Genomic DNA, 20,316 nt, shown 5'->3' on the forward strand with positions numbered 1-20,316 from the left:
GAGGCGATCATCTCACCGCCGGCGCGCGTCCTTCGGTCGTCCAGTGGCCGTGCAGCTCCCGGTAGAGGGGGCAGTCCTCCAGCAGGTCCTCGTGCGCGCCGAGCCAGGCACGGGTGCCGTCCAGGACGAGGATGCGGCGCGCGCGCCGGGCCGACGTCATCCGGTGCGCGATCACCATGAGGGCGCCCGGCCGGGCGGCGAAGGCCCGCTCCGCGCGCTCCTCGGCCGCGGCGTCCAGGTGACACGTCGCCTCGTCCAGGATGACCAGCCGGGCCGGTGAGACGTACGCGCGGGCCAGCGCGACGAGCTGGCGTTCACCGGCCGACAGGGCGGCCGGGTCGACCGTGCCGTCGAGGCCGCCCAGCCGCTCGGCCAGCGGTCCGGCCCCCACGGCCGCGACGGCCCGGTCCAGCGCGTGGTCGGAGGCGCCCGGCCGCAGGTAGGACAGGTTCTCCCGGAGCGTTCCGCCGAAGACGTACGCCTCCTGCGGGATCAGCGCGCGGACCGACGAGTCGGCCTCGGCGGCCGGCACGCCGCCCAGCGTGACCGACCCGTGCGCCGGCGTGAGGAGGCCCACGGCGAGCCGCGACAGCGTGGACTTGCCGATGCCGCTCGGGCCGACGATCGCCAGGTGGTCGCCGTCCGGCACCCGCAGGGACAGCGCGTCGACCACCGGTTCGGCCTCCGGCCCGTACGCGAAGGTCACCCGCCGCAGCGCGAGCTCGCTCCCGCCCGAACGCGCCGGGTACGGGGCCGGCGGCGTCCCGGCGGCCGACATCACGCGGTCGAGCGTCACGGCGAGCCGCAGCCCGCTGCCGCCCACGCCCCGGATGATCGTGGCCAGCGCCGGCGACAGCCCCTGCAGCACGTACGTCAGCGAGCCCAGCACGACCCCGGGCGTGGCGCCGTGCCGCACGAGCCACGGCGCCGCGCCCAGCACCAGCAGGAGTGGCAGCCGCCCGCCCACGGCCAGCGCGACCGTGCGGCCCGCTGCCAGCCGGGCCATCGACCGGGCCGCCGCGGCCTGGGCGTCGATCAGCCGCCCGGCCGAGGCCGCCACGGCGTCCTCCGCGCCGCACGCCGCGATGTCGCGGAGCCCGCCGGCCAGGGCGGTGGCCGACTCGGCGATCCGCTCCTCGGCCAGGATCAGCTCCCGCTGCCGGCGGATCGACCGCCCGACGAGACCGAGGAACAGCCCGAGTCCCGCCACGACCGGTGGCCCCACGAGCAGGAGCGTCACCGGCATCAGCGTCAGTAGCCCGGCCAGCGCGCCGGCCAGCGTGAACACGAATCCCTGCACGATGTTCAGCAGGCCCGCGAACGTGTCCCGGACGATCTCCACCTGCTGGGTCAGCCGGGCGACGGCGCCGTCGTCCGCTCGTTCGGTGCGGACCGACTCGTGGACGGCGCCGCGCACGACGTGACGGACGAGCGCGTCGCGGAACGGTTCGACGACCGCGGCCAGCGGCCCGTACGCCCGGGCGGCGCCGACCGCGCCGACCACGGCCGCGCCGGCCAGCACGCCCAGCCAGGCCAGCGCCGGCCCGGCCCGGTGCGCGAGGAACGCGTCGGTGGCGCCCGCGACCGAGCGGCCGAAGACCAGCACGGGCACAGCGCCGAGCGCGGACCACAGGCCGAAGGCCACGAGCGCGCGCGGCCGGCGCCGTAGCGCGGCCACGAGGACGCGGCGGCTCCTGGCCCGGTGGTCACTCACCGAACACCTCGCGGTACTCCGGATCCGACCACAGCTCCCGGTGCGGCGCGCAGGCGCGCACCGTCCCGCCGTCGAGCCAGGCGACCAGGTCCGCGCGCGCCGCGGTGCCCACCCGGTGAGCGATGATCAGACGGGTGCGGCCGTCGCGGGTCAGCACGTCGCCGACCTGCGTCTCGGTCACGGTGTCCAGGCTGGACGTGGCGTCGTCGAGGACGAGGACCCGGCCGGGATGGGCGAAGGCACGCGCCAGCCCCAGCCGCTGCAGCTCACCGCCCGACAGGGGCGCCTCCGACGGCGGCGTGCGGTACCCCAGGGGGAGACGGCGGATGAAGGCGTCCGCGCACGCCGCGCGGGCGGCCGTCTCGGCGTCGCCGCCGATCGCCTCGGCGATCGTGTCGCCGAACAGCGCGGGCCGCGCGAAGGCGTACCCGACCGCCTCCCGCAGTTCGGCGTGCTTCAGCGACGGCAGAGGCACGCCGTCGAGCAGGACCTCACCGTCGTCGGGGTCGGCCAGCCGTCCGGCCAGCGCGGCCAGCAGCGACTTGCCGCCGCCGGAGCGCCCGACGACGGCCACCGCGCCGCCGCCGGGGACGACCAGATTCACGCCGTCGAGCACCGAGGCGGCCGACACGCCACGGAACTCCAGCCGTCCGGGCCCGCCAGGCAACGACCCCGGCCCGTACGCGGGCGCAGGCCGGTCGAGCACCGGGGCCAGCCGGGCGGCGCCGGCGCGGGCGCGGGCCAGGCGGCCGAGCTGGGCGATCACCGGGCCGATGTCCGAGCCGAGCCCGGCGTACTGCGCTCCCGCGAGCAGCCCGCCCGCGGTGAGCCGTCCGTGGGCCAGCTCGTACCCGGCGACGGCGAGCACCGCGAGCTGGAGGAACGGCACGGCCAGCGTGCTGCGGCCCGCGGTCGTCGCCTGGATCCGCCAGGTCGCGTGGCCCTGCGCGGACAGCTCGGGCAGCGGGGCGAGCACCCGCTCGGTCTCGCGCTCGGCGGCGCCGGCGGCGGCGACCGTGCGGCTTCCCGCAAGGGTCTCCACCAGCCGGGTGGCGATCCGGCTCTGCGCCTCCAGGTACCGGCCGACGACCGCCGAGGTGTCGCGGACGAACGAGCGCAGCAGCGCGACGATCGCGGGCAGGCCGAGCGCGAACGTCAGCGCCAGCCAGGGATCGAGAAGAACGAGGGCGATCACCCCGCCGAGCGGCGGGACGACCGCGGTGGCCGCCAGGATCGCGGCGGACGGGGCGTACGCGGTGTCCGCGGTCGCGGTGACCGCGCGGCTCGTCAGGTCGCCGGGAGGCAGGCCCGCGGACGGGCCGAGGCCGAGGACGTGCCGGGTGAACAGGTGCCGCAGCCGTGCCGTCGCGGCGGCCGTGCCGGCCCCGGTGGACAGCTCGGTGAGCGCGTCGCCGGTCATGGAGATCGCCACCAGGCCCGCGTACACGAGAGGCCAGGTGAGCGAGGTGGAGCCGCCGAGCACCCCGTCCACCGCCCGGCTGAGGACGGCGGGGAGGACGAGCGCGGCTCCGGCCTGGAGCAGAGAGGTGACAGCGAGCAGGCTCGCCCAGACGCCGCCGTAGCGGACGGTCCGGATCACGAGCCTGCTCGCCGTCATCGGTCTCCCTCGGGGACTGCCGCACGGTTCCGTACGGGACGGGGCCGGTGGGCAGCCCCTGCTGTCGTGGTCCTGCCATGGCTACCAGGGCCACGGGGCAGGCGTCAGAGGCAGATCGTGATGCTGTGCGAGCTGTGGCAGAGCAGGCTCAGCGTGCTGTTGGCCTCGCCGCCGCCACCGCCGCCACCGGGGGTCGTGCTCATCCCCTGCATGTCGAGAAGCGCCATCGTCGTGTCACCTCCTCACGGATGAAGGACGGCCTCGACCGGGAAGACCGGTCATCAGAGGCAGAGAACGATGCTGTTGGAGCTGTGGCAGAGCAGGCTCAGCGTGCTGTTGGCCTCGCCGCCGCCACCGCCGCCACCGGGGGTCGTGCTCATCCCCTGCATGTCGAGAAGCGCCATTTGTCGTGTCACCCCCTCGCCGGTTGCGTGATCGCGGTCCCCGCGAGGGTTCTCGCGGGAGGCTTGGGTTCCCCGAGGAAGGGCAGGTGGACCGGCCGGTCGTGCAGCGCGGCGCCCATCGCCAGCAGCACGCCCGCCGTGCCGGTGCCCAGGTCCATCGACATCCGCAGCAGGTTCTCGCCGGGGAAGGACAGTCCGCCGCCGTACGAGAGCGCGTGCCACGCCAGGTCGCGTACGTGCGTGGCGGCCCGCGTGTCCCGCCGGCGCGCGAGGTGCAGGAGCATCCCGGCGCGCCCGCTGAACAGCCCCGACTGCGCGTAGTAGCGCGTCAGCGCGGCCGTGCGGATCCGGGCCGAGGCCTCGCGGAACCGCTGGTCCTCGCGGTGGGCGAGGTAGTCGTCGATGACCATGCCGATCCCGACGCTGCCCCGCGCGAGGTAGGGCAGGACGCGGTTGCCGTCCTGGACGTGCAGCGCGCCGTTCTTGTCGGTCGTGCACCCGTCGAGGTCGAGCCCGATGGCGCGGGCCGCGAGATCGAGCAGGTGGGTCTCGCCCGTGCGCTCGTACCGCCGGATCAGCATCAGGGCCGGGCCGGACAGGCCGCGCATCAGCCCCGGCCGGGCCGGCGTGGCGTCGGCGGTCTCGACGTGGTCCGCGACGAGCCGGGTCGCGCGGTCCGCCGCCTCACGCAGTGTCGGCGAGGCCAGCACGTCGGCCAGGTGGTCCAGGTTGAGGGCGATGCCGGACAGGCCGCCGTGCAGGTCGACGCCGAGCTTCTCCCAGCGGTCGCCGAGGCAGATGTCGGCGACCCGGGCCGCGGCGCCGAGCTGCCCGAGGTGGGCCAGACCGTACGCGGCGCCGTGCAGCCCGTCGTACAGGCCCAGACCGGTGCCGCGCGGCGGATCCGTCGCGTGGTCGGCGAGCCACTCCACATGCCGCGGCGATACCTCGCAGCCGGTGACGTCCAGGGCGTACAGGACCCCGGCCGCGCCGTACGCCAGGCCGAGCCCGCCGCTGCCGAACTGCTGGATGTCGCCGGGGAACAGCCGGTCGTCGCGGCCCGGCGTCGCGCTGGCGAGGATCGCGGTGCCGAGCGCGCCGCGCGCGTCTCGCCAGCCGGCTGGCTCCGGGGCGAACCGGGGGATCGGACGCCGGCCCGGTTCGCCCCGGTTGATCTCGTCGACCGCCTGCTGGAGGTACCCCTCGGGGACGGGGAACCACTCGGCGATCACCTCGGCCAGGTGGGCCGCCTTGGCCAGGTCGAGCATGAACAGGTTCGTGGTCGGCATGAAGAGCGCGATCTTCAGGCAGGCGAGGCTGTACAGGTCGATGTCCGTGCCGCGCCGGTCGGGCGGCGCCAGGAAGCCGGGGTTGGCGAGCGTCTGCCGGCGCTGCTCGGCCGCGGGGGCCGCCGCCTCGAAGTCGATCAGGGACACCGTGTCGTCGGGCCCCACCATGATGTTGAACATGTGCAGGTCGTTGAAGGCGACCCCGCGCGCGTGCACCTTCCGGATGATCCGTTCGGTGCCCGCGTAGATCTTCATCGCCCATTCGGTGTACGCCGCGAGGTCCTCCGGGGCCGGCTCCGGGTCCAGGAGAGGATGCCGCTCGGCGAAGAAGCCGTTCAGCGGACGGCCCTCGACGAACTCCTCGACGAGGAAGTGGTGTTCGCCGACCACGAAGTAGTCCAGGGCCGCGGGCACCCCGTCGATGCCGGCGAGGAGCCGGAGGATGTCGTGCTCGCGCCTGACCCGCGTGACGGCGTCGGCGCCGTCGGCCGCGAGCCCGGCATGCGGCCGGCCCTCTTTGAGCACCACCCTCCGGCCCGTCCTGGTGTCCTCGCCGGCGTACACGCCGCCGCCATTGGAGAAGTGGAGCGCCTCTTTGACCTCGTACGGGACGTCGGTCATGGTGACGGCGTTGCGCGCCTCCAGGTGCGGGACGAGGCAGGCGGGCAGCGTGACCCAGGGCGGCACGGTGAAGACCGGGTTGCGACGGTCGGGAACGAGGCGTCCCTCGCCGTCCTCGATCGCGGCCACCAGCCGGCCGTCCTCATCCTCACAATGGCGTTCGATGAACCCGCCGTACCGGACATAAAGCGGGCCTTCGCCAATGCGGAGGTCGCTGAGAATGTACGGTCCGGGCTGTCCCTTGAGAATGTCGCCGAGTTCGGTGAGAAGGGTGGCGAGCTCCGCCTCGTCGCGCGGGTAGATGGTGACGAGTTTTCCGCTGGCACCCCGGGGAGAGTATTTCGCATTGCGCATGAGCAGCACGTTCACACTGCGCAGGTGCTTGAAGGAGACACCGCGGGGCACGCAGTGGTCGCGGACGCGTATGAGCACGTCAGCGGCGTTGTCGTGAGACGCGGAGATGTGGATCTTCCAGCCCTGCGCCGGGATCTCCTGGGCCGGCGGGACGTAAACGACCCATTCACTGCGCGGCACGCGCTGCCAGCCGTCGGGGAGCGGTTCGTCGACGATGGAGAAAGCCGGGCTCTCCTGTCCGTCGAGGACGTCATAGAAGAGCCTGTCTTTCAGGCAATACACCTCGTACTGCTTTTCCACCGCTGCTTCCTCTGCTCTTCGACACCGGAGGGGGCGAACGTCGGATGCGACCGTTCGTTCCGAGAAGAGAGACTTGCAGCCCGAGGTGGTGGAAACCTAGGGACAAGTGTCACTAATGGCCCGTGAACTTATCCCATCGTGCTAAGTGAGTCACTCTAGGTAAGAGTAGGAGTCACGGTCATTCTTCCTGTATAGGGCAGTTGTGAGGTATTTGGGACGTTCCAAATCTAGGAGCATCGCCGTGTCGAGGCCATGCTCGTCTTATGACGGGAATATGGCGATCGCGCGTCGAGCGGAACGCCGGCGTGATCTCGTGTGGCCTCTAGCTGCGCCCCAGAGCTTCAGCGCTGGGGCGGACGCTCTACTCCGTGCGTTGAACCTGTGTGGGTGTCTCATGGGCGACGCCGTCTGGTAGCTGTGAGTCGTTTTGTGGTTACAAGACAGGCGGCAGTGCCGAGTAGAACTGACGCCAATGTGATTCTTTTTTTGAGCATTTCCGCCCTTTTTCTGTCGGCTGAAGGTATCTGTGGAGGGCCGACGGAGACAGACTTCTGATACTCGCTGTCGATAATGTCAAGAAACTTCTCTCGATGTTTCGATGCTGTTTTCGTAAGTGGGCGACCGCTTCGGAACGTTTCCCAAAATCGGCGAGATGCTTCGCTGGGAAAAAGTTCCATCCTGAGTGCTGCCCTGAGCGAATCCTCGTCCATGTCTCCCAAGTCCCAGCGAGATTCCCAGAGCCAGAGAACCATATTAATGAATGCAGTTTCTTTGAGTGTCTCATCCGATGCGTTGGGCAGGCCGGTCCATATTTGTCGGTAGGCGGGATCGGTCAGAGATATCTTTATGAGCTCCAAGTGGTAGGATCTGAGAATCTGAAGCTTGCTGGCCCTGTGCTCCCTCACCTGTATGAGCAGCGATGCTACGACGCCTGTCAGTGCAAAAATCGTCAGCAGACTTCCGATGCCTTCGTAGGTCTGGCCAACATTCGCCAGTCGCGACCAATTAAGCTCCATCTTTGAGGTAGTGCCCGACAGTGCTGCGGGCGAAAACGCGATGCAGGCGAGTATGAGGCAGCTGATAATTGACGTCAGAGTGATAACTCTAGAGTATTTCATAGCGTCCTTTTCTAGCCTTCAGACTTGCTATAGCAAGTAAAAACTAGATCTCTAGGACGATCTGTTGCATATGCCCTACGTCACACTGTCGTCGACGTCAGAAACCGTCTTCTGTGCGCGTAAATGACCGGACATCTTGGGTCCGCGAGGTGGTATCAGCCGAAGCCGACACTGGCTGTGCTAATGAGGGCGCCCGTCTACCCGCGCAATCACCGGTATCGGCGGTTGACGCGGATCAACGGGGGCCGGTCCGCGGCGATGTGGTCGACCGAGAGGACCTCGGCGACGAAGAGCACATGGTCGCCGGCCGGCACCCGTTGCCGGGTCTCGCACTCGAGCGCGGCCAGGCCGTCGTCCATGATCAGGGCTTCGGACAGCCGTCCCCGGTGATGGGGGACGCTCGCGATGAGCAGCCGGGCGCTCGGGCGCCCGGCTGCCGCGAACCGGCCGGCGATGGCCCGCTGCGCCGCCGACAGCACCGTCATCGCCCAGCGATCGCACCGGTGCAGCACCTCGGCGAGGTACGACTCGTTCGCCACCGAGATCATGACCAGCGGCGGGTCGAGCGACACGGACGAGAACGCCGTCAGCGTGGTGCCGATGTCGTCCCGCCCGTCGCGTACGGTCACCACCACGACGCCGGTCGCGAAGGTCGCGAGCGCGTCGGTGAAGTCCCGCGACGGGACCTCCTCCACGGTGAGTCCTCCGTTCACACGGCCCCGGCCTGGAATCGATGTCGCGGCGCCGTCAGCGACCGGACACCGTCACATGATCTCCCAGGTGCCCGGCAGCATCAGCGGGCCCCCGGACGGCAGGCCCACGCGCGCCGCGACGGCGGACAGCGGGCCCCACGCGTCGAGGCGGGCGGTGGCGGCGGTGCGGTCCTCGCTCGACTCCGCCGGGCGCAGCCGGTCGATCGGAGACACGTGCGGGTACAGGCGCACCGGAGCGTCCACCGCCAGACCCGCCTTCTTGCGGGCCAGTTCGAGCGCCCGCGCCAGACCGCCGAGCTCGTCCACCAGCCCCCGCTCGTGGGCGTCCGCGCCGGTCCACACGCGGCCCCGCGCCAGGGAGTCGACGCGTTCACGCGGCAGGTCGCGGCCCTCGGCCACCTTGCCGACGAAGTCGTCGTAGATGCGGTCGAGGAAGGAGTTGACCCGGCCCCACTCCTCCTCGGTGAAGTCGCGGGTCGGCGCGTACATCCGCGCGTGCGCGCCCTGCTCGACGCTGTCCAGGCCGATGCCGAGGCGGCCGAGCAGGTCGCCGACGACGGGTTTGCCGAACACCACGCCGATGGAGCCGGTGAGCGTGCCCGGCTGGGCGACGATCACGGTCGCGGGAGCCGCGACGAAGTACCCGCCCGACGCGGCCACGTTGCCCATCGACACGATCACCGGCGTGCCGGCCTTGCGGGCCAGCACGATCTCCCGCCAGATCGTGTCGGAGGCGACGTACGAGCCGCCGGGGGAGTCGACGCGGAACACGATCGCCTTGATCCTGTCGTCGCGCACCGCCGCGCGGATGGCCGTCGCGATCGTGTCCGAGCCCATGGACGAACCCTGGCCCGGCATGGCGCCGCGCCCGCTGCGGCCGAGCCGGATCGCACCCTGGCCCTGGATCAGCGCCACCGCGTCCTGCCGCTGCCGCGGCAGCCGCTTGGCCAGCCCCTGGGCGCGGTTGTACCGGGCGACGTACCGCAGCCGCGCGTCGTCGTCGCCCACGGCCGCGCGCACGTCGGCGTACACCTCGTCGCGGTAGGCCAGCTTGTCGACCAGCCCCGCCTCGAGCGCCTCGGCGCCCAGGAGCGGCGCGTGGTCGATCAGTTCGCGCACGCGCTCCTCAGAGAGCCCGCGTCCCTCGGCGACGCCCGCCACCACCTGTTCGCCGGCCGAGGCGACCAACCGGCCGGACATCTCCTTGTGCTCGGGCGTGTAGGCGCGCTCCATGAACGTGTTGGCGGCCGTCTTGTACTCGTGGCGCTTCGCGAAGCGCGGCGTGACGCCGATCTTGGCGAGCGCCTCGTTGAAGAACGGCTCCTCCAGCGCGACGCCGGTGAGCGCCAGATCGCCGGACGGCTGCAGGTAGATTCGCTCGAACGCGGTCGCCAGGTAGTACGGGACCGTGCCGCGCCCGGTCTCGCCGAACGACTCCGCCCACGCCACCGCGAGCTTGCCCGCGTCACGGAACCCGCGGACCGCGTCGCGCAGCTCCTGGGCCATCGCCAGCCCGAGCCGCTGCCCCCCGATCCGAACGACGAGCGCACGCACCCGCGGGTCCGTACGGGCCCGGCGCAGGCCTCCGAGGACGTCACGCAGATGGGTACGGCGCATGCTGAGCAGGGCCGACACCGGGTCGGCCGGCTGCCCCTCCACGATCCCGTCGGTCAGGTCCAGTTCGAGGATCAGCGGGGCGTTGCGCCGATCGCGGGCATCTTTGAGCAGGTCAACGACTGATCCGGCATCCACCATGAGGCAACTCTATGTGCGCCGTGCCGCGCGCGAGCCGGACTCGGCCAACCGCCTTCCACCGCCGGGGCCGCTATTCTCCGGTCGGGCGGTGACGGGGAGGCGGGTCCGTGGACATCTGGCTGGTGCCGTCGTGCGCGCTCGGCGGAGTGGTCGCCGGCTGGTTCGCCGCGCCGCTGGCCGAACGCTACTTCGAGCGTCCGGTGCGGTGGGCGCGGCCGGGTGTCTCGCTCACGATGGCGGTGACGTTCGGGCTGCTGGCCTGGCGCCTCGGCGGGCGGGCCGAGTTGCCCGCGTTCCTCTACCTCGCCGCCGTCGGAGCGCTTCTGGCCTTCGTCGACGTCGCGGTCAAACGGCTCCCCGACCCGTACACCCTGCCGTCCTACCTCATCGGACCGGCGCTCCTGGGCGTCGCGGTGCTCACCGACGGTCGTCCCGTACGCCTGGTGCACGCCCTGGTCGGGCTGGCGGTGCTGTGGGCCCTGTACGCCGTGCAGCACCTGTTCGCGCCCGGGGCGATCGGCTGGGGTGACGTCAAGCTGTCCGGCGTGCTCGGCCTCTACCTCGGCTGGCTCGGCCTGGCGGCGTGGTGGCTTGGCGTGCTCGCCGGATTCGTGCTCGGCGGCCTGTACGCGGCGGCGCTGCTGATCACGCGCCGGGGTTCGCGGAAGACCGAGATCCCGTTCGGGCCGTTCATGCTCGCCGGGGCCCTCGCGGGCATCCTGCTGAGCTGAGACAGACGTCCTAGGCTATCGTCGATCACTCAGAGTAGTCAGATGATCGGGGGGCGTCCCATGAAGACCGCACCGGCGGCCGGACACGTCGTGCTGCGCGCGCCGGCGTCCGGCGACTTCGGCTGGGTGATCCAGCGACACGGAGCCCTGTACGCCGCCGAGTACGGGTGGGACGCGACCTTCGAGGCCCTGGTCGCCCGGATCGTGGCCGACTACGTCGACGAGCGCGGGCCCGGTGACGGCGCGTGGATCGCCGAGCTGGACGGCGAGCCGGTCGGCTGCGTGTTCTGCGTGCGCGAGACCGATCAGGAGGCCCGGCTGCGCCTGCTGCTGGTCGAGCCCGCCGCGCGTGGCCTGGGGATCGGCGCCGCCCTGGTCGGGGAGTGCGTCGACTTCGCCCGCCGGGCCGGCTACCGCGAGCTGACGCTGTGGACCAACGACGTGCTCACCGCGGCCCGCCGGATCTACGAACGGGCCGGCTTCGAGCTGGTGAAGGAGGGGCCGCACCACAGCTTCGGGCACGACCTCGTCGAGCAGACCTGGCGGCTGGAGCTCTAGAGCGTCCAGCGATCAGGTGGTCACCGGTCCAGCGCTGGAGTTCGGTCGCGGTGGCCACGACCAGGCGTCGCCAGGGCGGCCCGTGCTGGAAGTCGCCGGTCCATCGATCAGCCAACCGCCCTGTTGTGGTCATGGAACTGCCCGATCAGGTCGAGCAGGTTTGCGACTCGAGGGTCGTGGGAGTCGGCCGGCCAGGCCAGCAGGACATTCCTTGGGGGAAGTCCGGTCACCGGTACGGCGGCGACATGCCGTCCGAGCCGGTCGATGACGCTGTCGCCGACGACCGCGACCAGTTGCCCGGTGGCCACCAGGTCGATCAGGGCGTCCAGGCCGACGGGCGGGAGCTCGGCGGCGTAGGTCCGGTCGTGGAGCAGGCAGGCCGGGGTCAGCGTCCGCCGGGCCGCGAAGGGGTGGTCGATCGGAACGAGCGCCACCGGGTGTTCGGTGGTGACGTCTTGGACGTCCATCCCGGTCAGGTCCTCAGCGGAGCAGACCAGCGCGACGTCGGCCCGGCCGTCACGGACCGCGGAGGCCTGATCCCTGGTGAAAACGAGTTCGACGGTGTCGCGGCCGAAGCGGGCGAGGTAGTCGCGGAGTATCTCGCGCAGCAGGCCCGAGCCCGTTCCCGGCGCGGTCGCGATGCGCAGCGCGTCATGGCCGACCTGCTGCGTCCGGCGGACCGCGCGGTCGAGGGAGCGCAGGGTGTTGCGCGCCTCGGTCCTGAACACGCGGCCGGCTGCTGTCAGTTCCACGCGACGGCTCGTCCGCTCGAACAGAGTGGTGCCCAGCCGCCGTTCGAGCTGTGCGATCGCCCGGGACAGCGGAGGCGGAGCGATGCCGAGCCGTTCGGCCGCGCGGGCGAAGTGCAGCGTGTCGGCCACGGCCAAGAAGTACTCGAGCTCACGGACCTCGATCCGTTTCATGACCCACAGGGTAATGCTCGGTGTCTTCTTCGTCATCGCGCCCGGCTGCCCGCCGTTGCCACCCTTGCCATAGAACAGAAGGGACAGTGCTTTGAGAATCGGCATCATCGGCACCGGCAGCATCGGGGCCGGTCTCACGCTCAAGCTCAGCGCGGCTGGACATGCCGTGCAGGTCGCGAACACGCGCGAGCCGGGAAGCATGACCAAGCTGGCCGAGGAGTCGGGAGCTGTCGCGACCACCCTCGACGAGGTCGGCCGCGACGTCGAAGTGCTCATCACGTCCATCCCGTTCGGCCGCATGCCGGACCTCAAGCCGATCATCGACCGCCTGCCCGGCGACGTGCCCGTCGCCGACACGTCGAACTACTACCCGCACCGGGACGGCCGCATCGAGGAGATCGACGACGGCAAGCCCGAAGGCGTCTGGATCGAGCAGCAGCTCGGTCGCCCGGTCGTCCGAGCGTGGAACTCGCTCGTCCAGACGACACTCGCGGCCAAGGGCAGGCCGAAGGGGGCCGCCGACCGACTCGCCGTACCCGTCGCCGGAACCGATCCTGCCGCCAAGCAGCTCGTGATGGGCCTGGTCGACGACACCGGGTTCGATCCGGTCGACGCGGGTACCGTCGAGGACACCTGGCGCATGCAGGCGTCGACACCGGCCTACTGCACCGAGCTGAACGCCGAACAGCTGCGGAAGGCGCTCGCGCTCGCCGATCACGACGCCGCGATGGTGCGGCGTGAGGCGGTCCTGGCGATCATCGGCTCCTGGGAGCCGGGCGGGTCGATCTTCGAGGACATCGTGGCGCTCAACCGCGCCGCAGCGGGGTTGCATCGACTTCTCGGCCAGTACGAGTGACCGAGGTGGCTCAGCCCGACGCGGTTGGTGTCCGGCTGCCGAAGATGGAATGACCGCAGTGCCCGCGGCCCCAGCCCGCCGGCGCCGATGTCGGCCTCGACCACCTCGGTGACCTCCTGATCGGCGCGGCCGACCCGGCCACCGGCCTGCACGGTGGCTCTGGGACTCCTACCTCGGCCACATGGACGGTGAGAGGTAGAGCCGTCAGGCCGACGGCCACTCCGTGATGCGCCGGATGCGCGTCGTCCGGCCGCCCTCGATCTCCAGCAGCACCGCGCCGATGACGATCGGGCCGTCGAGCGGGGCGGGCAGCGGCGGCGCGAACGGATCGCCCACCGTCGTGAGCCCCGTGACGAAGCCGTCGTAGGCGAACCCCTGGACGCCGCCGTCCGGGCCGTTCATCCCCACGTCGGACACCAGCGCGGTGCCGCCGGGAAGGATGTGCAGCGCACTGGTCGCCTCGTGGGTGTGGGTGCCCAGCACCGCGGCGGCCTGACCGTCGACCGCCCGGGCGAAGATCTGCTTCTCGAGCACGTGGTCGCCGTGGTAGTCGACGATCACCGTGCCGCGCCGGTCGGCCTCGTGCCAGGCGGTGTAGGCCGGCCGGAACTTGCCGGCGGTCGCTCGTACGCTCTTCATCGCGCACGCGTCGGCGAGGTTCAGCACCGTCACGGTCTGCCCCGCGTGCTCCAGCCAGGCGATGCCGCGCCCGGGGACGCCCTCGCAGAGGTTGAGCGGGCGGATCACCTTCGGATTCGCGAGCGCGTCGACCGAGTCGGGGCTGTCCCACGAGTGGTTTCCGCCGGTGATCAGGTCCACTCCGGCGTCGAGCAGCGCCTCGACCTGTTTCGTCGTCTGCCCGAGTCCGGACGGTGCGCAGTTCTCGGCATTCACAATGACGAGGTCCGCCTGGTGCTGCTCGCGCATTTTAGCTAGATTTTCAATTATCTGATTTGTTGCCACGTCTCCGACGACGTCACCGAAGAACAGAATGTTCACGGCCGGCCTCGCATTCACTCTCGACTTGTGGCGACCGCAATCCTTGCGCGCCTGTTCAGGGGGAGCATCGCCCCAAGCGATGAGTGCGGCTACGACCTTCGGCGCATGCCGACTACATCATGCGGCCTTATGAATTGGCACTTCAACCCGCCTTAGCGCGGTACTTATGATGCGAATCAAGTCCGCACGGAAAAGTGGAGGAACGCATGCCAGAGAACAATTCCCGACGGCCGATCATCGCGTTCATGAGCGACCTCGGGACGACCGATGACTCGGTCGCGCAGTGCAAGGGCCTCATGCTGAGCATCTGCCCCGACGTGACCATCGTGGACGTGTGCCACTCGATGACGCCGTGGGACGTGGTCGAGGGCGCGCGGTACATCGTCGACCTGCCCCGCTTCTTCCCCGAGGGCACCGTGTTCGCCACCACGACGTACCCGGCGACGGGCACCACGACCAGGTCGGTCGCGATCCGGCTCAAGCACGCCTCGCCGGGCGGTGCGCGCGGGCAGCTGGCCGGCTCCGGCAAGGGCTTCGAGCGGGCGGACGGCTCCTACATCTACATCGCGCCCAACAACGGCCTGCTCACCCGGGTGATCGAGGAGCACGGCTACCTGGAGGCGTACGAGGTCAGCTCGACCGACGTGATCCCCGAGAACCCCGAGCCGACGTTCTACAGCCGTGAGATGGTGGCCGTCCCGTCCGCGCACCTGGCCGCCGGCTACCCGCTGGAGAAGGTCGGCCGCAAGCTCTCCGACGACGAGATCGTGCGGTTCGAGACCAAGGTCGCGGTGCCCGCCGGCGAGGGCGCCCTCAACGGTGTCGTCTCCGCGATCGACCACCCGTTCGGCAACGTGTGGACCAACGTGCACCGTCGTGACCTGGAGAAGCTGGGCGTCTCGTACGGCACCCCGCTGAAGATCACGCTGGACGGCGTGCTGCCGTTCGAGCTGCCGCTGTCGCCCACCTTCGCCGACGCCGGCGAGATCGGCGAGCCGGTGGCCTACCTCAACAGCCGTGGCTTCCTGGCGGTCGCCCGGAACGCCGCGAGCCTGGCCTACCCGTACAACCTCAAGGAAGGCATGTCGGTCCGCGTCGTCAAGGCCTGACCGACGGTCCCGGTCCCGGCTCGCGGCACCATCGGCGCCGCGGGCCGGGCTCCTGATCGGAAGGCACCATGTCCCTCCATCTGGCGGATGTCGCGCACATCCTGATCGCGTTAACGCTTCTCATCCTGATGGCGCATCTCTTCGGCCACCTCTTCGGCGCCCTGCGGCAGCCGCCCGTGATCGGTGAGATCCTCGGAGGGCTGCTGCTCGGGCCGACCGTCCTGGGTGCGTTCGCGCCCGGAGTCAAGGACTCGCTGTTCCCGGCGTCCGGGCCGACCGCGTCGGTGCTGGGCGGGTTCTACCAGCTCGGCCTCATCTTCTTGATGTTCCTCGCCGGAACCGAGTTGCAGTCGGCCGGGTCGGCGGCGGAGAACCGGACCGTCGTCGGCATCACGGTGTTCGGGCTGGTCCTTCCGTTCGGGGCCGGGCTGCTCCTCCAGCAGCTCGTGGATCCCGCGAGCCTGTCCGGCCCCAAGGGGTCGGCCACCTCGTTCGCGCTGGTCTTCGGCATCGGGATCGCCGTGACGAGCATTCCGGTGATCTCTCGGATCATGCTCGACCTGGGGATCCTCGGTACGCCGTTCGCCCGGATCGTGCTGTCCGTCGCGGTGCTGGAGGACCTGGCGCTGTACGTCATGCTGGCCGTCGTCCTCGGCCTGGTCCAGGCGCACTCGGGTGACGCCTTCGGGCTGTGGGACCTCACGGGCGTCAAGTCGGTGCCGCTGACCTCGGTCTACTACGTCGCCGTCTCGCTGCTGTTCCTGCTGCTCTTCCTGATCTTCGGCAGGCGTCTCTTCCGCCTGCTGACGACGCGCCGGCTGGGCGCGCTGGAGCGCCGGAACCCGACGGCGCTGCGGATCGTGTTCCTGTTCGTCGCGGTGTTGTGCTGCATCGCGCTGGGTATCAACGCGGTGTTCGGCGCGCTCATGGCGGGGGTGAGCGTCACCGGGGCGGCCGACGGCGCGGATCCGGCACCCGGCGCCGGTGCGGCGTCCGGCGATGTCTCGCAGACCGTAAAACATTTCTCTCTCGCCCTGTTCGTGCCCGTCTATTTCGCGATCGTGGGCCTGCAACTCGACCTTCTGCACCACTTCCCGGTTCTCTTCTTCGTGTGGTTCATCGTGGTGGCGTGTGCGGTGAAACTGGCGGGCGTGTGGGTGGGGGCGCGGCTGGCGGGAGAGGACAACCGGTCGGCGACGAACCTGGCGGTCGCGATGAACGCCAGGGGAGGCCCGGGAATCGTCCTGGCCACCGTCACGTTCACCGCCGGAATCATCAACGAGGAATTCTTCACGGTTTTGGTACTCCTATCGATTCTTACGTCCCAGGCCGCCGGAATCTGGCTTGACCGGAAACTCGTCCGGCGCACGGACGATCGCAACGAAATGGAAGGCGAGGATGTCTGGTCTACGGAGTCGGAGGCTGTTCGAAGGCCGTGATCGAGCCCCGACGAGAGCGTTTCTGCGGGGGATCGGTTATTCCACCGACGATCTGCGCAAGCCGGTGGTCGGAGTAGCCCATTCCTGGGTCGAGACGATGCCGTGCAACTACACGCATCGCCGTATCGCCGAACTGGTCAAGCAGGGCGTCCGCGAGGCCGGCGGAACCCCGATGGAGCTCAACACGATCGCGATCTCCGACGTTGTCACGATGGGCACGGAGGGGATGAAGACGTCGCTGGTCAGCCGGGAGGTGATCGCCGACTCGATCGAGCTGGTGGCGCGCGGTCACATGTTCGACGCGCTGGTCACGATCGTCGGATGCGACAAGACGATCCCCGCCGCGGCCATGGCGCACGCACGGCTCGACATCCCCGGCCTGGTGCTCTACTCCGGGTCGATCATGCCGGGCTCCTTCCAGGGGCGGAGCGTCACGATCGCCAGTGTCTTCGAGGCGGTCGGCGCGAACGCCGCCGGGCGGATGAGCGACGACGAACTGCTGGAGCTGGAGCGCAGCGCGTGCCCCGGGGCGGGCGCGTGCGGCGGGCAGTACACCGCGAACACGATGGCGATGGCACTGGAGTTCCTGGGCCTGTCGCCGCTGGGTTCCGCCGGCCCTCCGGCGGTGAGCGGGGCCCGTGAGGAGACCGCGGTCGAGGCGGGCCGCCAGGCGATGCGGCTGCTGGAGGCCGGCCTTTCGCCCAGCGGGCTCCTCAGCCGCGCGTCCTTCGAGAACTCCATCGCGGCCGGCGTCGCGACGGGCGGCTCGACCAACCTGGTGCTGCACCTGCTGGCGATCGCGCGTGAGGCGGGTGTCCCGCTGGACCTGGAGGCGTTCCACACCATCAGCGAGCGGACGCCGATCGTCGCGGACATGATGCCGCACGGGCGGTTCACCGCCGTCGACCTCGACCGGGCGGGCGGGAGCAGGCTGGTGGCGCGGCGACTGCTCGAGGCGGGCCTGCTCGACGGCGCGGCGCTCACCGTGACGGGCCGGTCCATCGGCGAGGAGGCGGCGGAGGCCGCCGAGACTCCCGGGCAGGAGGTCGTCGTGACGGCCGCCGAGCCGCTGTCCGCGACGGGTGGCCTGGCCATACTGCACGGCGAGCTGGCTCCGGAGGGCTGCGTCGTGAAGACGGCCGGCTGCGAGCACCTGTTCCACCGCGGCCCGGCCCGCGTGTTCGACAACGAGGAGTCCGCGATGGCCGCGGCGCAGGCCGGCGACATCAAGGCCGGTGACGTCGTGGTGATCCGGTACGAGGGACCACGAGGCGGCCCCGGGATGCGGGAGATGCTCGGGGTCACCGCGGCGCTGGTCGGGCGCGGGCTCGGCGGCGACGTCGCCCTGCTCACCGACGGCCGGTTCTCCGGGGCGACTCGCGGCCTGATGGCGGGGCACGTGGCGCCGGAGGCGGCGCTCGGCGGCCCGATCGCGCTCGTGGAGGACGGCGACGTGATCACGATCGACGTCGCGGCCCGCCGCGTGGACCTGGCGGTCGACCGCGCGACGCTCGACGCGCGGCGATCCGCGTGGAAGGAACCGCCGGTCCGCTACACGGGCGGAGTGATGGGCAAGTACGCGGGGCTCGTGGGATCGGCGGCGCTCGGCGCCGTCACCACCCCGCCCGATGAAGGGAGCCGGTCGTGAACTCTCTCGCCGGACTGTCCTGCCTGGTGACGGGGGCGGCCAACGGCATCGGCCGGGCCACCGCCACGCTGTTCTGCCGGGTGGGCGCGAAGGTGACCCTCGCCGACATCGACGAGGCCGGGCTGACGCGGTTGCACGCGGAGCTGACCGAGGCGGGCGGCGTCGCGAACATCGTCGTCGGCGACGTGTCCCAGGCCGAGGACGCCCGGCGGATGGTCGAGTCGGCGGTCGACACGTTCGGCGGCCTCGACGTCCTCGTGGCGAACGCGGGCATGATCCCGCTGCTGGACATCGCCGAGGCCAAACCGGAGGACTGGGACGAGGTCATGGCCGTGGACGGCCGCGGGATGTTCCTCACCTGCAAGTACGCGATCGAGCAGATGGCCGGGGACGGCGGCGGCGCGATCGTCTGCCTCTCGTCGATCTCCGGGATGGCCGGGCAGAAGAGCCAGGCGACGTACGGGCCCGCGAAGTTCGTCGCGACGGGTCTGACGATGCATCTGGCCGTCGAGTGGGCCGACAGCGGGATCCGGGTGAACGCCGTCGCTCCGGGCACGATCCGGACCGAACGGGTGCGACGCCTCCCGGACGAACCGGGCGGCACGGAGTATCTGGCCGCGATCGAGCGGATGCACCCGATGGGCCGTCTCGGCGAGCCCGAGGAGGTCGCGGCGGCGATCGCCTTCCTCGCCTCCCCGGAGGCCTCCTTCATCACGGGCGCGATCCTGCCGGTCGACGGCGGCTACCTCGCGCAGTGACGCTGTGAGGCGGTGGGGGTAGTGGGGCCGGGGCGCCACGTCGCGCCCCGGCCCCACCACGACCGTGCCCCGCTCAGCAGAGGTCGAAGAACCGGTCCAGCACGCGCGCCCCGAACCGCAGGCTCTCGGTCGGAACGCGTTCGTCCACCCCGTGGAAGACGCCGGGGTAGTCGAAGTCCGGAGGGAGCCGAAGCGGCACGAAGCCGAAGCAGGCGATGCCCAGCCGGCTGAAGTGCTTCGCGTCCGTGCCCGCCGACAGCAGGTAGGGCACGGCCCGGCCGTCGGGATCCTCCGCCTCCAGGCTGGCGCGCATCGCGTCGGTGACCGGCCCGGTGAAGTCGGTCTCGACCGCGATGTCGTAGTGCAGTTCCTCGCGCCGCACGTGGGGACCGAGAAGGGTGTCGAGCTCGGAGAGGAAGGTCTCCTCCGAACCCGGCAGGTAGCGACAGTCGATCTCCGCGTGCGCCTGACCCGGGATGACGTTGGTCTTCATCCCGGCCCTGAGCACAGTCGGAGTCGCCATGTCGCGGAAGGTCCCCCCGACGATGCGCTCGACCGGCCCGAGGGCCTTGAGCAGCGGAGCGGGGTTCTCCAGGTCGAGCGGTTCGCCCAGCTCGGCGGCCAGCTCCGTCAGGAAGTCCCGCAACGCCGGCCGGATCCGCTGCGGGAACCGGTGCCGGCCGATCCGGGCGACCGCCTCGGCGAGCTCGATCACGCTGTTCTCGTCGTTCAGCATCGAGCCGTGCCCGGCGACGCCGTCGGCCGTCAGGCGGTACCAGGCGATGCCCTTCTGGGCGGTCTCCACGAGGTAGAGCCGGCGTCCGGTCGGCAGCGTCACGGAGAAGCCGCCGACCTCGCTGATCGCCTCCGTGCATCCTTCGAACAGCTCGGGGCGGTTCTGGCAGAGCCAGCCCGCACCGTGATGGCCGCCGGTCTCCTCGTCGGCCACGAACGCCAGGACCACATCGCGTGCCGGGGGACGAGACTCGCGCCGCCGCTCGCGTACGACCGCCAGGACCATGGCGAGAAGGTTCTTCATGTCGACCGCGCCGCGGCCCCACACGCACCCGTCGGCGATCTCCCCGGAGAACGGCGGGTACCGCCAGTCCGCGGCGTCGGCGGGGACCACGTCGGTGTGGCCGTGGACCAGGAGCCGTGGCCGGTCCGGATTCGCGCCGGGCCAGACGGCGACCACGTTCGTACGGCCCGGCGTCGGCTCGATGATCTCCGGTTCGAGTCCCGCGTCCGCGAGCACGCCGGCGATGTACTCCGCCGCCAGGCGTTCTCCCGGACCGGAACCGTCGCCGTAATTGGTGGTGTCGAATCGCAGCAGGTCACGGCAGATCGTGACCGCGTCCTCCGCGGCGGCGTCCCCGAGGGGCGTTCCGGAGGCTTGCGAGACCATGTGT

At 70.8% G+C, this 20,316-nt stretch carries 18 protein-coding genes; 7 read left to right on the forward strand and 11 right to left on the reverse strand.

All coding sequences use genetic code 11. The features are described 5' to 3' along the window. Positions 1 to 7: 7 nt before the first annotated feature. The 8 genes from ACQEV1_RS14685 to sppA all read right to left on the reverse strand — a co-directional run bounded on the left by ACQEV1_RS14685 (position 8) and on the right by sppA (position 9,886). Complete coding sequence (locus ACQEV1_RS14685) at positions 8 to 1,714, reverse strand: ATP-binding cassette domain-containing protein (RefSeq protein ID WP_433394349.1); 1,707 nt, start codon at positions 1,712 to 1,714, stop codon at positions 8 to 10. Further along, the gene (locus tag ACQEV1_RS14690; protein ID WP_433394351.1) at positions 1,707 to 3,332 is read right to left on the reverse strand and encodes an ATP-binding cassette domain-containing protein; all 1,626 of its coding nucleotides are present in this window, start codon (positions 3,330 to 3,332) and stop codon (positions 1,707 to 1,709) included. Before ACQEV1_RS14690 ends, ACQEV1_RS14685 begins: the two co-directional genes overlap by 8 nt. Positions 3,333 to 3,436: 104 nt before the next feature. Further along, a complete protein-coding gene (locus ACQEV1_RS14695; protein WP_285618086.1) occupies positions 3,437 to 3,559 on the reverse strand; it encodes a SapB/AmfS family lanthipeptide in 123 nt (40 codons plus the stop codon). Positions 3,560 to 3,613: 54 nt separating this feature from the next. After that, on the reverse strand, positions 3,614 to 3,736 hold the full coding sequence (locus tag ACQEV1_RS14700) for a SapB/AmfS family lanthipeptide (protein WP_285571344.1): 123 nt from the start codon (positions 3,734 to 3,736) through the stop codon (positions 3,614 to 3,616). Positions 3,737 to 3,744: 8 nt separating this feature from the next. Then, entirely contained in the window at positions 3,745 to 6,300 is a 2,556-nt protein-coding gene (lanKC, locus tag ACQEV1_RS14705) for a class III lanthionine synthetase LanKC (protein WP_433394354.1), read from the reverse strand. A gap of 392 nt (positions 6,301 to 6,692) precedes the next feature. Further along, a complete protein-coding gene (locus ACQEV1_RS14710) occupies positions 6,693 to 7,418 on the reverse strand; it encodes a DUF6082 family protein (RefSeq protein ID WP_433394356.1) in 726 nt (241 codons plus the stop codon). A gap of 209 nt (positions 7,419 to 7,627) precedes the next feature. After that, entirely contained in the window at positions 7,628 to 8,113 is a 486-nt protein-coding gene (locus ACQEV1_RS14715) for a flavin reductase family protein (RefSeq protein WP_285569841.1), read from the reverse strand. A 69-nt stretch (positions 8,114 to 8,182) separates the two neighbouring features. Continuing rightward, a complete protein-coding gene (gene sppA, locus ACQEV1_RS14720; RefSeq protein WP_285618080.1) occupies positions 8,183 to 9,886 on the reverse strand; it encodes a signal peptide peptidase SppA in 1,704 nt (567 codons plus the stop codon). Positions 9,887 to 9,993: 107 nt separating this feature from the next. Here sppA and ACQEV1_RS14725 point away from each other — a divergent pair, with 107 nt between their 5' ends. Both ACQEV1_RS14725 and ACQEV1_RS14730 read left to right on the forward strand, forming a co-directional pair. Beyond that, on the forward strand, positions 9,994 to 10,617 hold the full coding sequence (locus ACQEV1_RS14725; RefSeq protein WP_285618079.1) for a prepilin peptidase: 624 nt from the start codon (positions 9,994 to 9,996) through the stop codon (positions 10,615 to 10,617). A gap of 60 nt (positions 10,618 to 10,677) precedes the next feature. Continuing rightward, the gene (locus ACQEV1_RS14730; RefSeq protein WP_285618077.1) at positions 10,678 to 11,175 is read left to right on the forward strand and encodes a GNAT family N-acetyltransferase; all 498 of its coding nucleotides are present in this window, start codon (positions 10,678 to 10,680) and stop codon (positions 11,173 to 11,175) included. Positions 11,176 to 11,282: 107 nt separating this feature from the next. Here the strand turns inward: ACQEV1_RS14730 and ACQEV1_RS14735 are convergent, their stop codons facing one another. Beyond that, the gene (locus ACQEV1_RS14735; protein WP_433394360.1) at positions 11,283 to 12,098 is read right to left on the reverse strand and encodes a LysR family transcriptional regulator; all 816 of its coding nucleotides are present in this window, start codon (positions 12,096 to 12,098) and stop codon (positions 11,283 to 11,285) included. A gap of 91 nt (positions 12,099 to 12,189) precedes the next feature. On the opposite strand from ACQEV1_RS14735, the gene ACQEV1_RS14740 reads away from it, so the two are divergent. Continuing rightward, positions 12,190 to 12,954 (forward strand): NADPH-dependent F420 reductase, encoded by a 765-nt coding sequence (locus ACQEV1_RS14740; protein ID WP_285618073.1) that lies wholly within the window; start codon positions 12,190 to 12,192, stop codon positions 12,952 to 12,954. A gap of 204 nt (positions 12,955 to 13,158) precedes the next feature. Here ACQEV1_RS14740 and ACQEV1_RS14745 read toward each other — a convergent pair whose 3' ends face one another. Further along, complete coding sequence (locus ACQEV1_RS14745; RefSeq protein WP_433394362.1) at positions 13,159 to 13,971, reverse strand: YmdB family metallophosphoesterase; 813 nt, start codon at positions 13,969 to 13,971, stop codon at positions 13,159 to 13,161. 188 nt (positions 13,972 to 14,159) lie between these two features. Between ACQEV1_RS14745 and ACQEV1_RS14750 the strand changes: the two genes are divergently transcribed. From ACQEV1_RS14750 to ACQEV1_RS14765, 4 genes are all read left to right on the forward strand, one after another. Then, on the forward strand, positions 14,160 to 15,062 hold the full coding sequence (locus tag ACQEV1_RS14750) for an adenosyl-fluoride synthase (protein ID WP_433394364.1): 903 nt from the start codon (positions 14,160 to 14,162) through the stop codon (positions 15,060 to 15,062). A gap of 68 nt (positions 15,063 to 15,130) precedes the next feature. Beyond that, positions 15,131 to 16,501, forward strand: coding sequence for a cation:proton antiporter (locus ACQEV1_RS14755; RefSeq protein WP_285618066.1), 1,371 nt, complete (start codon positions 15,131 to 15,133; stop codon positions 16,499 to 16,501). Further along, positions 16,461 to 18,149 (forward strand): dihydroxy-acid dehydratase, encoded by a 1,689-nt coding sequence (ilvD, locus tag ACQEV1_RS14760; RefSeq protein ID WP_285618064.1) that lies wholly within the window; start codon positions 16,461 to 16,463, stop codon positions 18,147 to 18,149. Before ACQEV1_RS14755 ends, ilvD begins: the two co-directional genes overlap by 41 nt. Continuing rightward, a complete protein-coding gene (locus ACQEV1_RS14765; RefSeq protein WP_285618062.1) occupies positions 18,146 to 18,907 on the forward strand; it encodes an SDR family NAD(P)-dependent oxidoreductase in 762 nt (253 codons plus the stop codon). Before ilvD ends, ACQEV1_RS14765 begins: the two co-directional genes overlap by 4 nt. 73 nt (positions 18,908 to 18,980) lie before the next feature. Here the strand turns inward: ACQEV1_RS14765 and ACQEV1_RS14770 are convergent, their stop codons facing one another. Continuing rightward, positions 18,981 to 20,312, reverse strand: a complete 1,332-nt coding sequence (locus ACQEV1_RS14770) for a M20/M25/M40 family metallo-hydrolase (protein ID WP_285618061.1) — start codon at positions 20,310 to 20,312, stop codon at positions 18,981 to 18,983. Positions 20,313 to 20,316: the final 4 nt, after the last annotated feature.

Source organism: Actinoallomurus sp. CA-142502 (genome assembly GCF_050936355.1).
Classification (GTDB): domain Bacteria; phylum Actinomycetota; class Actinomycetes; order Streptosporangiales; family Streptosporangiaceae; genus Actinoallomurus; species Actinoallomurus iriomotensis.

Excerpts from the sequence above, each read along its gene's own strand:
- ACQEV1_RS14770 (WP_285618061.1), bottom strand. The coding sequence starts at position 20,312 with ATGGTCTCGCAAGCCTCCGGAACGCCCCTCGGGGACGCCGCCGCGGAG.
- ACQEV1_RS14750 (WP_433394364.1), top strand. The coding sequence starts at position 14,160 with ATGCCAGAGAACAATTCCCGACGGCCGATCATCGCGTTCATGAGCGAC.
- ACQEV1_RS14690 (WP_433394351.1), bottom strand. The coding sequence starts at position 3,332 with ATGACGGCGAGCAGGCTCGTGATCCGGACCGTCCGCTACGGCGGCGTC.
- ACQEV1_RS14710 (WP_433394356.1), bottom strand. The coding sequence starts at position 7,418 with ATGAAATACTCTAGAGTTATCACTCTGACGTCAATTATCAGCTGCCTC.
- ilvD (WP_285618064.1), top strand. The coding sequence starts at position 16,461 with ATGTCTGGTCTACGGAGTCGGAGGCTGTTCGAAGGCCGTGATCGAGCC.
- ACQEV1_RS14730 (WP_285618077.1), top strand. The coding sequence starts at position 10,678 with ATGAAGACCGCACCGGCGGCCGGACACGTCGTGCTGCGCGCGCCGGCG.
- ACQEV1_RS14755 (WP_285618066.1), top strand. The coding sequence starts at position 15,131 with ATGTCCCTCCATCTGGCGGATGTCGCGCACATCCTGATCGCGTTAACG.
- ACQEV1_RS14735 (WP_433394360.1), bottom strand. The coding sequence starts at position 12,098 with ATGAAACGGATCGAGGTCCGTGAGCTCGAGTACTTCTTGGCCGTGGCC.
- ACQEV1_RS14700 (WP_285571344.1), bottom strand. The coding sequence starts at position 3,736 with ATGGCGCTTCTCGACATGCAGGGGATGAGCACGACCCCCGGTGGCGGC.
- ACQEV1_RS14695 (WP_285618086.1), bottom strand. The coding sequence starts at position 3,559 with ATGGCGCTTCTCGACATGCAGGGGATGAGCACGACCCCCGGTGGCGGC.
- sppA (WP_285618080.1), bottom strand. The coding sequence starts at position 9,886 with ATGGTGGATGCCGGATCAGTCGTTGACCTGCTCAAAGATGCCCGCGAT.